The sequence below is a fragment of the Geodermatophilus sp. Leaf369 genome (assembly GCF_001424455.1).
In the GTDB taxonomy this organism is placed as follows: domain Bacteria; phylum Actinomycetota; class Actinomycetes; order Mycobacteriales; family Geodermatophilaceae; genus Klenkia.
On record NZ_LMQA01000003.1, the window covers coordinates 407,423 to 421,069 of the forward strand.

A 13,647-nucleotide genomic window follows, 5' to 3' on the forward strand; every position below is an offset into this window, starting at 1 on the left:
CCCCCAGGTTAGCCGCGGTTCACACGCGGCGAGAGGCCAACCGCTGCTGCAGCGTCTCGTCACGCGCCACGACCGAGTCGGCCAGCTCGGCCTGGAACCGCTCGACCCGCGCACGCAGCTCGGCATCACCCGAGGCCAGGATGCGGACGGCGAGGAGCCCCGCGTTGCGGCCGCCCCCGATGCTGACGGTGGCGACCGGGACCCCGGCGGGCATCTGCACGATCGAGAGCAGGCTGTCCAGCCCGTCGAGCAGGTCCAGCGGCCGTGGGACGCCGATGACCGGCAGCGGGGTCGCCGCAGCGATCATGCCGGGCAGGTGCGCCGCTCCCCCGGCCCCGGCGACCACGACCCGGATGCCCCGGCCGGCGGCGGCCCCGGCCCACTCGAGCATCCGGTGCGGGGTCCGGTGGGCGGAGAGCACGTGCGCCTCCCAGGGCACGTCGAACTCGTCGAGTGCCTGCGCAGCCGGCTCCATGGTGGGCCAGTCGGAGTCACTGCCCATCACGATGCCGACGATCGGGTCGCTCATGCTCGGGCTCCTGGGGTCGGTCAGTCGTGGTCGGGGAAGGCGAACGCAGGGTCGACGACGCCGTCGGCCAGGTAGCGGGCGGCCGAGACGGCGCGGGCCCGGACCTCCTCGAGGTCCTCCCCCAACGCCGTCACGTGCCCGAGCTTGCGACCGCGGCGTTGGCCCTTGCCGTACCAGTGCAGCTTGACGTCGGGCCAGTGCGCCATGAAGTGGTGGATCCGCTCGTCCAGTGCGGGCCCGGTCCAGTCCTCGTCCGCGGCGTCCCCGCCGAGCACGTTGGCCATGACGACGACGGGCGCGGTCATCGCCGTCGACCCCAACGGGTAGTCCAGGACGGCGCGCAGGTGCTGCTCGAACTGGCTGGTCCGGGCCCCCTCGATGCTCCAGTGCCCGGAGTTGTGCGGTCGCATGGCCAGCTCGTTGACCAGCACGCCGTGCGGGGTCTGGAACAGCTCGACGGCGAGCATGCCGACGACCCCGAGCCGGTCCGCGATGCGGACCGCCATCTCCTGGGCGGCGGTGGCCAGCTCGTCGTCCAGGCCGGGGGCAGGCACGAGGGCCTCGTTGCAGACGCCGTCCCGCTGCACGGTCTCGACGACCGGGTAGACCGCCACCTGACCGAACGGCGAACGGGCCACCTGGGCAGCCAGCTCGCGGACCATGTCGACCCGCTCCTCGGCCAGCAGGGTGCCGTGCCGCTCCAGGAGGGTCGCCGCCTCGCCGCGGTCACCGACGACGAAGACGCCCTTGCCGTCGTAGCCACCGCGCGGGGTCTTGAGCACGACCGGCCACCCGTGGTCCCCCGCGAAGGCGGCGACGTCGTCGGCGGTGTCGACCTGGGCCCACGCCGGCTGGGGCTCCCCGGCCTCGGCGAGCGCCCGGCGCAGGACCAGCTTGTCCTGGGCGTGCACCAGCGCATCCGGGCCGGGGGCGACCCGGTGCCCGGCGGCCTGGAGCGCGTGCAGCAGGTCGGTGGGGACGTGCTCGTGGTCGAAGGTGACCACGGTGGCGCCCTCGGCGAACGACTCCAGGTCGGCGAGGGACCGGTGGTCGCCGATGCGGACGTCCCCGGCCACGAGCGCCGCCGACTCGGCCGGGTCGGTCGCCAGCACCCGCAGCGTCTGGCCCAGCGCGATGGCCGCCTGGTGGGTCATCCGGGAGAGCTGCCCACCACCCACCATCGCGACGACGGGCGTGCCGGTCTCAGGGTGCAGGGGATCGGCCATGGTGGGGTCAGGTTATCGACCGTCGGACGAGCGTCGACCGGGTCGGTCTCCGTACAGTTCACGGTCGTGCCGCTGCTCAAGTCCCTGCGCCGTCGGACGGGCGTCAGCTGGCGCCTCCTGATCAAGGAGCTCGGCGCCTTCGGGATCGTCGGCGGGGTCTGCTTCGTCATCGACATCGGGCTCTTCCAGCTCTTCTACGCCCACCTGGGCTGGGGAGCGGTGACGGCCAAGCTGGTCTCCACGCTGATCTCGATGACGGTGGCCTACTTCGCCCACCGCTACTGGTCCTTCTCCCACCGGGCGCGCACCGGGGTGCGGCGGGAGTACCTGCTGTTCGCCGTCATCAACGGATTCACCCTTCTGCTGGGCCTGGCGATCGTCGCCTTGGTCCGCTACCCGCTGGGGCAGGACGGCGCGCTCGTGCTCCAGATCGCGAACATCGGCTCGATCGCCCTGGGCACCGTGATCCGCTACCTCTGCTACCGCCGGTGGGTCTTCCCGGCCGCTGAGCCCACGACACCGGACCGCAGCACCGAGACCGTGTGACACCGTGGCCGGTGTGAGTCAGCCGACCGTCTTCTTCGAGGACCTCACCGTGGGCCGGGTGTTCGACCTGGGCGCCATCACCGTGGACCGCGCCGAGATGATCGACTTCGCCCGCCGGTACGACCCGCAGTGGTACCACGTGGACCCGGAACGGGCAGCCGCCTCGTCGTGGGGCGACGTCATCGCCAGCGGCTTCTTCACCGCCAGCCTGTGCATGAAGCTCTACGCGGAGAACCTGTTGGACCGCGCCGCCGCGGACACGTCCCCGGGGATGGACGAGTTGCGCTGGCTGGCCGCGGTCTACGGCGGCGACACCCTGAGCCTCGAACTCACCGTCGAAGACGCCCAGCCCTCGTCCCGCTCTCCGGAGCTGGGCACGGTGAGCCTGCGCTGGGTGCTCAGCCGGGACGACGTGCCTGTCCTGAGGATGCGGGGCCGGGGCTGGTTCCGGCGCCGCGAGCAGCTCCCCGACTGAGGCTCACCCCGCCAGGCGTGACCCGTCGCGGCCGGCGAGGACCTCGATCCGGCTGGGGATGCGGGTGCGCAGCTCCTCCACGTGGCTGACCACCCCGACGACCCGGCCGCCTCGACGCAGGTCGTCGAGCACCGTCATCACCGCGTCGAGGGCCCGGGGGTCGAGGCTGCCGAACCCCTCGTCGACGAAGAGCGTGTCGATCTGCACCCCGCCGCTCTCGGCGGTCACCACGTCCGCCAGGCCCAGGGCGAGGGCCAGGGAGGCCATGAAGCTCTCCCCGCCGGACAGCGTCTTGGTGGGCCGACGGATCCCGGTGTACTCGTCGAGCACGTCGAGGCCCAGCCCACCCCGAGCTCCGTGGCGGCCGACGGCGTCGCTGTGCAGGAACGTGTAGCGGCCACCGGACATCTCCTGCAGCCGACTGCTGGCGACCTCGGCGACCTGCTCCAGCCGCGCCGCGAGCACGAAGGACTGCAGGCGCATCTTCCGGGTGTTGGCGCCGCGGCCGGTCACCAGGTCGGCGAGAGAACCCACGTGGTCGGCGTGGGCGCGACGCTCGTCCAACCGGATCCGCGCGGTCGTCAGTGCCCCGACCAGCGACTCCAGGTCCACGAGACGGCGGGACGTGGCGACCGTGGCGGCGACGGCGGCTTCCCGGGTGGCGGTGGCGGAGCGGAGGGCCTCGCCGGTCGCTGCCTCGTCGGGAGCAGCACCCAGGTCCACGAGGTCGGGCGCCGCGAGGGCTGACCGGGCAGCCTCCAGGGCCCGGTCGTGGTCGCGCAGCAGACCGTCCAGACGTCTCAGCTCCCCGCGCTCCAGCAGTGCGGCGGCGGCCTCGGCCACGTCGGCGAAGCCGGCCTCCGCGGCACGGGACGAGGCACGTCCCTCGGCGGCAGCGAGGTCGCCGCGGGCCCGGAGGTCCCTCGCCACCGCGTCGACCACCGCGTCGCAGCGGTCGGCCTGCCGTCCCAGCCGCCGCACCCGGCTGGCCAGGTCGTGGTCGTCGCCGGTCGCTCGGGTGAGCACCTCAGTCAGCTCGGCGAGTGCTGCCCGGGTCGCGTCCCGCTCAGCAGTCCGGGACGCCAGAGCTGCCCGGTCCAGCACCACCCGGCGGTCCTCGTCCTCGGCCCGCTCACGGAACGCCTCGAGCCCGCGCTGTGCCCGCCCGAGACCGGCTGCCGCCGCATCCACCTCGGCCAGGGCCACGCGGGCCTCCTCCCGGGCTGCGGCTGCCGTGTCGGTTCCCACGCCGTCGGAGATCGCGACCGCCGCGGCCACCTCCGTGGTCCACCGGCCCTGGGTCTCCAGCGCCCCGTGCAGGTCGTGCTCGGAGCGCTCCACCGCGGCGCGGGCGTCGTCCTCCTCGGCCGCGGTGACCACGGCGCCGACGTGCTCGGCGGGTCGGGGGTGCTCGAGGGACCCGCAGACCGGGCAGTCGTCACCGGCCGCGAGAGTGGCGGCGAGCTCGGCGGCCATGCCCTCGAGGCGGGCCGCACGCAGGTCCGCGGCCCGCTCCCGGGCGCCGACGAGGCCCTCGCGGGCGGCGAGCACGGCGGCCTCCGCGGACGCGAGCTCTCGACCGGCCCGGTCGGCCGCGACGCTCGCGGCGGCGACGTCGGTGAGCCGGGCCAGGGCGGCCGCCAGCCCCGGCCGCCGGGACTGCGCATCGGTCGCCCGGGCGAGTGCGGCCTCGGCTGCAGCCTGCTCCGCCGGCCGAGCCGCGCAGCGTTCCTCGGCCTGGAGGACCCGGGAGGCGAGCACGTCCACCTCGCGGTCCAACGCGTCGGCGGAGCGGCGCAGACCCGCAGCGCGGGCGACCTCCGGCTCGAGGGCGCGGGCTGCAGCTGCCTCGTCCCGCAGCGCACGAGCCGTCAGGGTGTCGGCAGGGGCGCCGTCCGCCACGGCGGTCCACGCGGCCTGGGCGACGTCGAGGTCGGCCGCAGCACGCTCAGCGGCCCGACCGGCGTGCTCGACGTCCTCCAGGACGTCCCGGAGGGGCTCGGCCCGACGGGCGGCCTCCACAGTCTCCCGGGCCGACTCGAGATCGGCGGCCCCGGCCGTCAACCCGTCCAGGTCCCGGCGGGCCCGGTCACGGCGGGTGTGCCGCTCGGCCAGCGACCGGGCCGCCGCGGCCTCCGTCTCACGCAGGTCCAGCTGTGCGCGGGCGGCATCGGCTGCGGCAGCCGACTCGACCGAGTCCTCCCGCGCGTCGGCGAGCACCTCGGCGACCCAGCGGTCGACCCCGGCCCCGGCGGCTCCCACCAGGTCGGGGGCCAGGTCCTCGGGCACGTCGACATCGGCGACCTGGGCGACCCGGGCCAGCACGGTGCCCACGGCCGTACGAGCGGCTCGGGTGAGCTCGTCGGCCTGACGCCGTTCCTCGGCCAACCAGTCCTCTGCCCGGGCGAACCGACCGACGTCGAAGAGCGTGCGCAGCAGGCGGCCCCGGTCGTCGGGCTCGGCCCGCAGGAAGCGGGCGAAGTCGCCCTGGGGCAGGAGGACGACCTGGCAGAACTGCTCGGCCGACAGCCCGAGGCGGGTGCGCAGGTGCTCCGATCCCTCGTCGATCCTGGTGCTGACCGGCTCCCACCCGCCGTCGGTGAGCCGCTGGACCGTCAGGGTCGCCTGCTCGGTGGTCGACCCCGTGCCCCGCTTCTTCGGCCGTTGCTGCTCGGGCCGGCGGGTGATGCGCAGCCGCTCCCCACCGAGCGTGACCTCGCACCGGACCTCGGTGCGTACGTCGACCCCGGCGTGGTCGCTCCGCAACCGCTTCTCGTGACCACGGACCCCCGGCACGGTGCCGTAGAGCGCGAAGACGATCGCGTCGAGCAGCGAGGTCTTGCCCGCGCCGGTCGGACCCCACAGCAGGAAGAGACCGTCGGCGCCCTTCTCGTCGAGGTCGACCGACACCTCGCCGGCGAAGGGACCGAAGGCCCGTACCGACAGCTGGTGGACCCTCATCGCGCGACCTCCTCCCGATCGGCCACCGCGAGCGCTCGGCCGAGCAGCTCGCGCTCGGCCGCCGAGGCCCCGACGCCCCGGACGTGGGTGACGAACTCCCCGGCGACCGCCAGGTCGTCCCGGCCACGCAGCCGGTCGGTGTAGCTGCGCCCGTCGTCCCTGGTGCCGGCCCCGGACCACTCCAGGTGCACGCAGTGCGGGAACCGCGTCTGCAGCTGACGCATCGGGTCGGCGGGTCGGACCGCGTCGGTGAGCCGGGCGGAGACGAAGTGGTCGGTGACCGCCTCGTGGGCCGGGTCGGCGAGGAGGTCGGCCAGGTCGCCGTCCAGCACGGTCAGCTCCCGGGGGGTAGGCAGCACGACGGCCCGCACCTCGGCCAGACCGGTTGCGTCCAGGTCGACCAGCCAGACCTGCTTGCGCTGGCCGGCCTCGCCGAAGGAGTAGGCCATCGGCGAACCGCTGTAGCGCAGCCGCGGGCTGAGGGTCTGTGGCCGGTGCAGGTGACCCAGTGCCACGTAGTCGACGCCCTCGAAGACGGCGGGGCTCACGAGGTCGACCCCGCCGACCGCGATGTCCCGCTCGCTCTCGCTGGGGAGGCCGCCGCCCACGAACGCGTGGGCCAGCACGACCGAACGGGCACCGGGGCGGAAGTACAGGTCTGCCCGCACCTTGTCCATGGCGGCCGACAGCACGGCCTGGTGCGAGCGGGCGACGTCGGCACCGAGCTCGTGCCGGGCGACCTCGGGCTCCAGGAAGGGCAACCCGTAGACGGCGACCTCACCGTGCTCGTCGGCCAGCAGGACCGGTTCGTCGAGCGAGCCGGTGGACGCGCGCACGTGGACCCCCGAGGCGGTCAGCAGCCCGGAGGCGAAACCCAGCCGACGGGCGGAGTCGTGGTTGCCGGGGGTCAGCACCACCTTCGCGCCCGCGGCCTGCAGTCGGGACAGCACCCGGTCGAGGACGCCCGTGGCGTCTGCGGAGGGGACGGCCCGGTCGTACACGTCGCCGGCGACGAGCACCACGTCGACGGACTCCTCGCGCACCACCCGGGCCAGCCCGGACAGCACGGCCTCCTGCTCGGCCAGGAGCTCGGTGCCGTGCAGGGACCGGCCCACGTGCCAGTCCGAGGTGTGCATCAACCGCATGGTCGCGACGCTAGGTGGACCCTCCGACAAAACCGCTCCGGGCTCGCCGTGACGGACCGGTCCGGGGCCCCTGGGGCAGACGGGGTTCAGCGCTGGGGCGGGACCGGCCCGGTGTCACCGCGGTAGTACTGGCCGATGTAGCCCGCGCTCTCCTGCGCCCGACGGTCGGCGTCCTCCTCGACCACGTGGTTCAGGAGCTGCTGCACGCCCTCGGAGTCCGGGATGGCGGAGAACACCGTGGACCCGCCGTCCCCGGCCGTCTCGATGGTCAGCGTCCCGGAGTTGATGATCCGGTCCCACAGGGTCTGGCTGTAGGTCACGTCGGTGATCCGGGACAGGCCGATGTCCCGGCCGGTGCGGGAGAGGATCCCCACCCGGTGCAGCAGCCGGTGCGTGGTGATCACGTAGTGCGTCGTCCGCCACCTCAGCAGCGGCACCACCACGAAGACGACGGCCAGCAGCAGCGCGACCACCACGATCACCAGGCGGTAGACCCCCTGGTTGGACCCCGACGGGATCAGGGCCGCACCGAAGGACCCCAGGCCGACGAGGGCCAGGAAGAAGACGACCGGCCAGAAGACGGTCAGCCAGTGCGGGTGCAGGTGCCGCACGACCTCTTCGTCGTCGCCGAGCAGCTTGTCGGGGTAGGCCACGCCGCCAGGATGACCGACCCCGACCCCGCCGTCATCACCCGGCGGCGCGGGGCCGCACGTGTCGCACGTCGCCGCTGGCCAGCTCCAGCCGCCCCTGGTCGGTCCGGACGACGAGCCGGCCGTCCCAGTCGACGGCCTCGGCGATGCCGTCCACGGTCCGACCGTCGGGCAGGGTGACGGTCACCTCCAGACCGACCGTGGAACACCAGGCCAGGTAGTCCCGGGCCAGGCCGGAGGACACCGGGTCGCCGGCGTGCTCCACCCAGGTGCGGTACCGGCGTTCGAACGCACGCAGGTAGGCCAGCAGCACGGGTGCCCGGTCGACGGGTCGACCGGCGAGGAGCTGCAGCGACGTCCCGGTGTCGGGCAGCTCGTCCTCGCGGGTGGAGACGTTGAGCCCGACGCCGACGACGACGGCCGTCCCGGACGCCTCGGCGAGGATGCCGGCGAGCTTGCGGCCGTCGGGTGCGAGCAGGTCGTTCGGCCACTTCAAGGAGGTGCGCCCGACCTCGGTCAGCGACTCGGCCAGGGCCACCCCGGTCAACAGGGACAGCCAGCCGCGACGGGCGGCGGGGACGTCGGGACGCAGCAGCACCGACACCGTCACCCCCGCCCGGGGCGGCGACGTCCAGACCCGGTCCAGTCGGCCCCTCCCGGCGGCCTGGTGCTCGGCGACCAGCACGACGCCCTCGGCCTCGTCGGCCGCGGCCCGGGCGGTGAGCTCGGCGTTCGTCGAGCCCACCTGCGACACCACCTCGACCGTGCGCCACATCGAGCCGTCGCGCGCCAGCACCGCGGAGAGCGCGGTCGCGTCGAGGGCGGGACGGTCCAGGTCGGACCAGCGTCCTGCGGGTGTGTCGGCCACGTCACCTACGCTACGGCGCTGTGACCACGGCTGAACTCGGCAATGCCGGCGAGGACGTCCCGGCGGACATCGACATGCACACGACCGCGGGCCGGCTGGCGGACTTCGAACGACGCCTGGACGAGGCCGCGCACGCGGGCTCGGACCGTGCGGTGGAGAAGCAGCACGCCGCCGGGAAGATGACCGCCCGCGAACGCATCGAGGCGCTGCTGGACCCGGGGTCGTTCACCGAGCTCGACGAGTTCGCGCGGCACCGGTCCACGAACTTCGGGATGGACGCCAAGCGCCCGTTCGGGGATGGCGTCGTCACCGGGTACGGCACCGTCGACGGCCGTCCGGTCTGCGTCTTCTCCCAGGACGTCACGGTGTTCGGCGGCAGCCTCGGTGAGGTCTACGGCGAGAAGATCGTCAAGGTGCTCGACCTCGCCGTCCGCAACGGCTGCCCGATCATCGGGATCAACGAGGGCGGTGGCGCCCGGATCCAGGAGGGCGTGGTCTCCCTGGGTCTGTACGGCGAGATCTTCCGGCGCAACGTGCACGCCTCGGGCGTCATCCCGCAGATCTCGCTGGTCATGGGTGCCGCGGCCGGGGGGCACGTCTACTCCCCCGCCCTCACCGACTTCATCGTCATGGTCGACGAGACCAGCCAGATGTTCATCACCGGCCCCGACGTCGTGAAGACCGTGACCGGCGAGGACGTGACGCTGGAGGAGCTCGGCGGCGCCCGCACGCACAACACCAAGTCCGGCGTCGCGCACTACCTGGCCAGCGACGAGGAGGACGCCCTCGACTACGTCAAGGCGCTGCTGTCCTACCTGCCCAGCAACAACCTGGACCCGCTGCCGACCCTCGAGGTCGCCCCGGTCGAGGTCTCCCTGCCGGAGTCGGTCAGCGACCTGGACGCCGAGCTGGACACCTTCATCCCGGACTCCGCGAACAGCCCCTACGACATGCACACCGTCATCGAGCACGTGCTCGACGACGGCGAGTTCCTCGAGGTGCAGCCGCTGTTCGCCCCGAACATCCTGATCGGCTTCGGTCGGGTCGAGGGGCGTCCGGTGGGCATCGTGGCCAACCAGCCCACCCAGTTCGCCGGCACCCTGGACATCGACGCCAGCGAGAAGGCCGCCCGCTTCGTCCGCACCTGCGACGCCTTCAACATCCCGGTGCTGACCCTGGTCGACGTGCCCGGCTTCCTGCCCGGCACCTCCCAGGAGTGGGACGGCATCATCCGCCGCGGCGCCAAGCTCATCTACGCCTACGCCGAGGCCACCGTCCCGCTGGTCACCGTCATCACCCGCAAGGCCTACGGCGGCGCCTACGACGTCATGGGCTCCAAGCACCTGGGTGCCGACGTCAACCTGGCCTGGCCGACCGCGCAGATCGCCGTCGTCGGAGCCCAGGGCGCGGTCGGGATCCTCTACCGCAAGGAGCTCGCGGCCTCCGACGACCCGGACGCCCGCCGCGCCGAGCTGATCACCGAGTACGAGGACACCCTCGCCAACCCCTACATCGCCGCCGACCGCGGGTTCATCGACGCGGTCATCCCGCCCTCGCACACCCGGGTCCACGTCACCCGGGCGCTGCGTCTGCTGGCGAACAAGCGCCAGACGCTGCCGCCGAAGAAGCACGGGAACATCCCGCTGTGACCGAGCCGGCCCGTCCGCTGCTGCGCGTCGTCCGGGGCGAGCCCTCCGCCGAGGAGCTCGCCGCCCTGACCGTGGTGGTCGCGGCGCTGTCCCAGCGCCGCAGCCGTCGCCGGCCGACGCCGGTGGGGGCGTGGGCGTCCCGCGGGGACGTCGTACGGACACCCCTGCAGCCGGGCCCCGGTGGCTGGCGCGCCGCGGGGCGGTTCGCATGAGCCGCCGGCTGGTCCTGGCCTCGGCGTCCCCCGCCCGACTGCAGCTGTTGCGGCAGGCCGGCCTGTCGCCCGACGTCGTGGTCAGCGGCTACGACGAGTCGGCCGTCCGCTCGCCCCGGGTGGGCGAGCTGGTCGCCCTGCTGGCGACGGCGAAGGCGCAGACAGTCGCGACGGACCTCGACGACGCTCTGGTCATCGGCGCCGACTCGTTGCTCGAGTTCCGGGGGGAACCCCTGGGCAAGCCGGTCGACGCCGCGGACGTCCGCGCGCGGTGGCGGCGGATGGCCGGACGCAGCGGCACGCTGCACACCGGGCAGGCGCTGCTGGACGTGCAGCGCGGCTCGATCGCCCGGCGCGACGTGGCCGTCGTGTCGACCACGGTGCACTTCGCCTCCCCCACCGAGGCGGAGATCGAGGCCTACGTGGGTTCCGGCGAGCCTCTCCAGGTGGCCGGCGCCTTCACCCTCGACGGACTCGGGGCCCCCTTCGTCAGGCGCATCGAGGGCGACCCGTCGGCCGTCGTCGGCCTGTCGCTCCATACCCTCCGGCTACAGCTCAATCGCGGGGGCGTCGCGATCACCGACCTCTGGTGACGTGGTCTTCAGACGCCCCTGAGATCCAGTACGACCGCACCCGCGACCGGGCGGAGCCGCTCGGCGATGCGTTCGAAGTGCTTGGCCCATGTCGGCACTTTCTGCACACCGCTGGGGAAGACGTACATGTTCCGGCGGCCGTGCAAGCGCCATCCCCCTTGGTCCGCCAGTCGGAGGAAGGCGCGCACGGGGAACACCCGCTCTCCCTCGGTTAGCACGTGGTAGGCCAAGACGTAGGGATGAACACGGTTGGGTTCCATGGCCCGCCACTGCCCCCCGGGACGGACTGCCTGGCGGACCTGAGCAACGACGTCACCGACGTCCTCGACGTGGTGCAACATGTCGACGCTGATGACCAGACCCGCCGAAGCGCCTCCGACGATCGACCCCAGGTCCTCGGCAGTGCCGACCTCGAAGCGTGTGTTTCTCAACCCGGCGCTCTCAGCCTGTTGGCGGGCGAACTCGACGTAGTTCTGCAGCGGCTCTACGCCGACGAACGACCGATCGGGGTGTCGCTCGGCGAGCTGCCGGAGCAGAACGCCCGTCCCCGCACCGATCTCGACAACGGTTCCCTCTGAGTGGGCCACCACGTTGTCGAAGAACTCGAGTCGCCGTCGTGCCATGTGACCCGAGGCCCGCATCTCGTCATACCCATGAGGGTCTGCGTCGAAGGACGCGTTCAGCGACTGCTCTCGATGGGGGCCAGACCTGCCGTCGTCGGAGTCCATCTCACCAACGTAGGGGCAAGACAGTTCCGGTTCCTGCAGGTGCGGCCGAGACGCTCGGCGCGCCCCTGATCGAGGATCCTCGCGACGGGCTGGCTACAGTCCGACGGGTTCTCATCGAGGAGGCTGCGCTGTGCAGAAGGTCCTGATCGCCAACCGGGGCGAGATCGCCGTCCGGGTCGCCCGCGCGTGCAAGGACGCCGGCCTGACCAGCGTCGCCGTCTACGCCGAGCCCGACCGGGACGGCCTGCACGTGCGGGTCGCCGACGAGGCGTTCGCGCTGGGCGGGAACACCCCGGGCGAGTCCTACCTGGTGATCGACAAGATCATCGAGGTCGCGAAGCAGTCCGGGGCCGACGCCGTGCACCCCGGCTACGGCTTCCTCTCCGAGAACGCCGACTTCGCCCAGGCCGTCCTCGACGCCGGGCTCACCTGGATCGGGCCCTCCCCCGCGGCGATCATCGCCCTCGGCGACAAGGTGCAGGCCCGGCACATCGCCACATCCGTCGGCGCGCCCCTGGTGCCGGGCACGACCGACCCGGTCGACGGCGGCGACGAGGTCGTGGCCTTCGCTGAGGAGCACGGCCTGCCGGTGGCGATCAAGGCCGCCTTCGGCGGTGGCGGCCGTGGGCTCAAGGTCGCCCGCACCATGGAGGAGATCCCCGAGCTCTTCGACTCCGCCGTCCGCGAGGCCGTGTCGGCCTTCGGCCGCGGTGAGTGCTTCGTGGAGAAGTTCCTGGACCACCCCCGCCACGTCGAGGCGCAGGTACTGGCCGACACCCACGGCAACGTCGTCGTCGTCGGCACCCGGGACTGCTCGCTCCAGCGCCGCAACCAGAAGCTGGTCGAGGAGGCGCCCGCGCCCTTCCTGACCGACGAGCAGCGCGAGCGCATCCACTCCAGCGCCAAGGACATCGTCCGCGGGGCCGACTACGTGGGTGCCGGCACGGTCGAGTACCTGGTGGGTGTGGACGGCGACATCTCGTTCCTCGAGGTGAACACCCGCCTGCAGGTCGAACACCCCGTGAGCGAGGAGACCAGCGGCATCGACCTGGTCCGCCAGCAGTTCCGGATCGCCGACGGCCTGCCGTTGGAGATCACCGAGGACCCGGTCCCGCGTGGGCACAGCATCGAGTTCCGGATCAACGCCGAGGACGCCGGCCGGGGTTTCCTCCCCGCCCCCGGCCCGGTCACCGGGCTCACCGTGCCGCAGGGCCCCGGCGTGCGGTGGGACTCCGGCGTCGTGCTCGGCGGCGAGGTCGCCGGCGCGTTCGACTCCATGCTCGCCAAGCTCATCGTCACCGGCGCCACCCGGTCCGAGGCCCTCGACCGGGCCCGCCGGGCGCTGGACGAGCTCCAGGTCGACGGCATGGCCACGGTCATCCCGTTCCACCGGGCCGTCGTCCGGGACGAGGCCTTCACCTCCGAGCCCTTCAGCGTGCACACCCGCTGGATCGAGACCGAGTGGGACAACCAGGTCGAGCCGTTCGGTGCCGCCGCCGAGGGCGACGAGCCCGAGGAGCGGCAGACCGTCGTCGTCGAGGTCGGCGGCCGGCGGCTCGAGGTCTCGCTGCCCGCCGGGCTGGCTGCCGGGGGTGGCGCACCCGCCGGCACTGCTGCCAAGCCCCGCAAGCGCGGGGGCGGCGCGGGCGGCTCCGGTGCGTCCGGGGACAGCCTCACCTCGCCGATGCAGGGCACGATCGTGAAGGTCGCGGTCGAGGACGGTGCGACCGTGGCGGCCGGGGACCTGGTCATGGTCCTCGAGGCGATGAAGATGGAGCAGCCGATCACTGCGCACAAGGCCGGGACGGTGTCCGGGCTGTCGGCCGAGGTGGGGGCCACGGTCACCAGTGGCGCGGTTCTCTGCACCATCACCGACGACGTGACCGGCTGATCATCGAAACCCGGCTGCACCTGCCGGTTACGCCGCAGCAGGCGACGACCAGAGCTCACGGCCCGCAGAACTGATGACTGCCAGCGATCCGTCGTCGAGCAGCTGGGCCACCGCACCCGGGTTGTTCCACGTCCCGGCATGCCATGTCACCGCACCCGAGGGCCCGTAGGACAC

13 protein-coding genes are annotated in these 13,647 nt (G+C 73.0%); 6 read left to right on the top strand and 7 right to left on the bottom strand.

The genetic code is table 11. The annotated features are described in order from the left end of the window. Positions 1 to 19: 19 nt before the first annotated feature. Entirely contained in the window at positions 20 to 529 is a 510-nt protein-coding gene (gene purE, locus ASG36_RS16290) for a 5-(carboxyamino)imidazole ribonucleotide mutase (protein ID WP_055766149.1), read from the bottom strand. Between the two features lie 20 nt (positions 530 to 549). Further along, entirely contained in the window at positions 550 to 1,755 is a 1,206-nt protein-coding gene (locus ASG36_RS16295; protein ID WP_055766152.1) for a 5-(carboxyamino)imidazole ribonucleotide synthase, read from the bottom strand. Positions 1,756 to 1,821: 66 nt separating this feature from the next. Between ASG36_RS16295 and ASG36_RS16300 the strand changes: the two genes are divergently transcribed. Together ASG36_RS16300 and ASG36_RS16305 are read left to right on the top strand one after the other, a co-directional pair. Then, positions 1,822 to 2,301, top strand: coding sequence for a GtrA family protein (locus tag ASG36_RS16300; RefSeq protein WP_055766156.1), 480 nt, complete (start codon positions 1,822 to 1,824; stop codon positions 2,299 to 2,301). 13 nt (positions 2,302 to 2,314) lie between these two features. Continuing rightward, complete coding sequence (locus ASG36_RS16305; protein WP_055766366.1) at positions 2,315 to 2,776, top strand: MaoC/PaaZ C-terminal domain-containing protein; 462 nt, start codon at positions 2,315 to 2,317, stop codon at positions 2,774 to 2,776. 3 nt (positions 2,777 to 2,779) lie between these two features. On the opposite strand, the gene ASG36_RS16310 is transcribed toward ASG36_RS16305, so the two are convergent. The 4 genes from ASG36_RS16310 to ASG36_RS16325 form a co-directional block, all read right to left on the bottom strand. Beyond that, the gene (locus ASG36_RS16310; protein WP_055766159.1) at positions 2,780 to 5,737 is read right to left on the bottom strand and encodes an AAA family ATPase; all 2,958 of its coding nucleotides are present in this window, start codon (positions 5,735 to 5,737) and stop codon (positions 2,780 to 2,782) included. Next, positions 5,734 to 6,882 carry an exonuclease SbcCD subunit D gene (locus tag ASG36_RS16315; RefSeq protein ID WP_055766160.1) on the bottom strand — a complete coding sequence of 383 codons (1,149 nt, stop codon included), beginning with the start codon at positions 6,880 to 6,882 and terminating at the stop codon, positions 5,734 to 5,736. The genes ASG36_RS16310 and ASG36_RS16315 overlap by 4 nt, the downstream gene beginning before the upstream one ends. Before the next feature lie 86 nt (positions 6,883 to 6,968). After that, positions 6,969 to 7,535: a PH domain-containing protein gene (locus tag ASG36_RS16320; protein WP_055766163.1), complete on the bottom strand. Its 567-nt coding sequence runs from the start codon at positions 7,533 to 7,535 to the stop codon at positions 6,969 to 6,971. Positions 7,536 to 7,569: 34 nt separating this feature from the next. Beyond that, positions 7,570 to 8,400, bottom strand: a complete 831-nt coding sequence (locus ASG36_RS16325; protein ID WP_055766166.1) for a biotin--[acetyl-CoA-carboxylase] ligase — start codon at positions 8,398 to 8,400, stop codon at positions 7,570 to 7,572. A 74-nt stretch (positions 8,401 to 8,474) separates the two neighbouring features. On the opposite strand from ASG36_RS16325, the gene ASG36_RS16330 reads away from it, so the two are divergent. The 3 genes from ASG36_RS16330 to ASG36_RS16340 are packed head-to-tail and all read left to right on the top strand — an operon-like array spanning position 8,475 to position 10,854. After that, positions 8,475 to 10,049, top strand: a complete 1,575-nt coding sequence (locus tag ASG36_RS16330) for an acyl-CoA carboxylase subunit beta (protein ID WP_055766369.1) — start codon at positions 8,475 to 8,477, stop codon at positions 10,047 to 10,049. Continuing rightward, positions 10,046 to 10,261, top strand: a complete 216-nt coding sequence (locus ASG36_RS16335) for an acyl-CoA carboxylase subunit epsilon (RefSeq protein ID WP_055766169.1) — start codon at positions 10,046 to 10,048, stop codon at positions 10,259 to 10,261. Before ASG36_RS16330 ends, ASG36_RS16335 begins: the two co-directional genes overlap by 4 nt. Beyond that, entirely contained in the window at positions 10,258 to 10,854 is a 597-nt protein-coding gene (locus ASG36_RS16340) for a nucleoside triphosphate pyrophosphatase (protein ID WP_055766172.1), read from the top strand. The genes ASG36_RS16335 and ASG36_RS16340 overlap by 4 nt, the downstream gene beginning before the upstream one ends. A gap of 8 nt (positions 10,855 to 10,862) precedes the next feature. On the opposite strand, the gene ASG36_RS16345 is transcribed toward ASG36_RS16340, so the two are convergent. Continuing rightward, positions 10,863 to 11,582: a trans-aconitate 2-methyltransferase gene (locus ASG36_RS16345; RefSeq protein ID WP_055766175.1), complete on the bottom strand. Its 720-nt coding sequence runs from the start codon at positions 11,580 to 11,582 to the stop codon at positions 10,863 to 10,865. A 130-nt stretch (positions 11,583 to 11,712) separates the two neighbouring features. On the opposite strand from ASG36_RS16345, the gene ASG36_RS16350 reads away from it, so the two are divergent. Next, positions 11,713 to 13,473 carry a biotin carboxylase N-terminal domain-containing protein gene (locus tag ASG36_RS16350; RefSeq protein WP_055766178.1) on the top strand — a complete coding sequence of 587 codons (1,761 nt, stop codon included), beginning with the start codon at positions 11,713 to 11,715 and terminating at the stop codon, positions 13,471 to 13,473. Positions 13,474 to 13,647 lie beyond the last annotated feature (174 nt).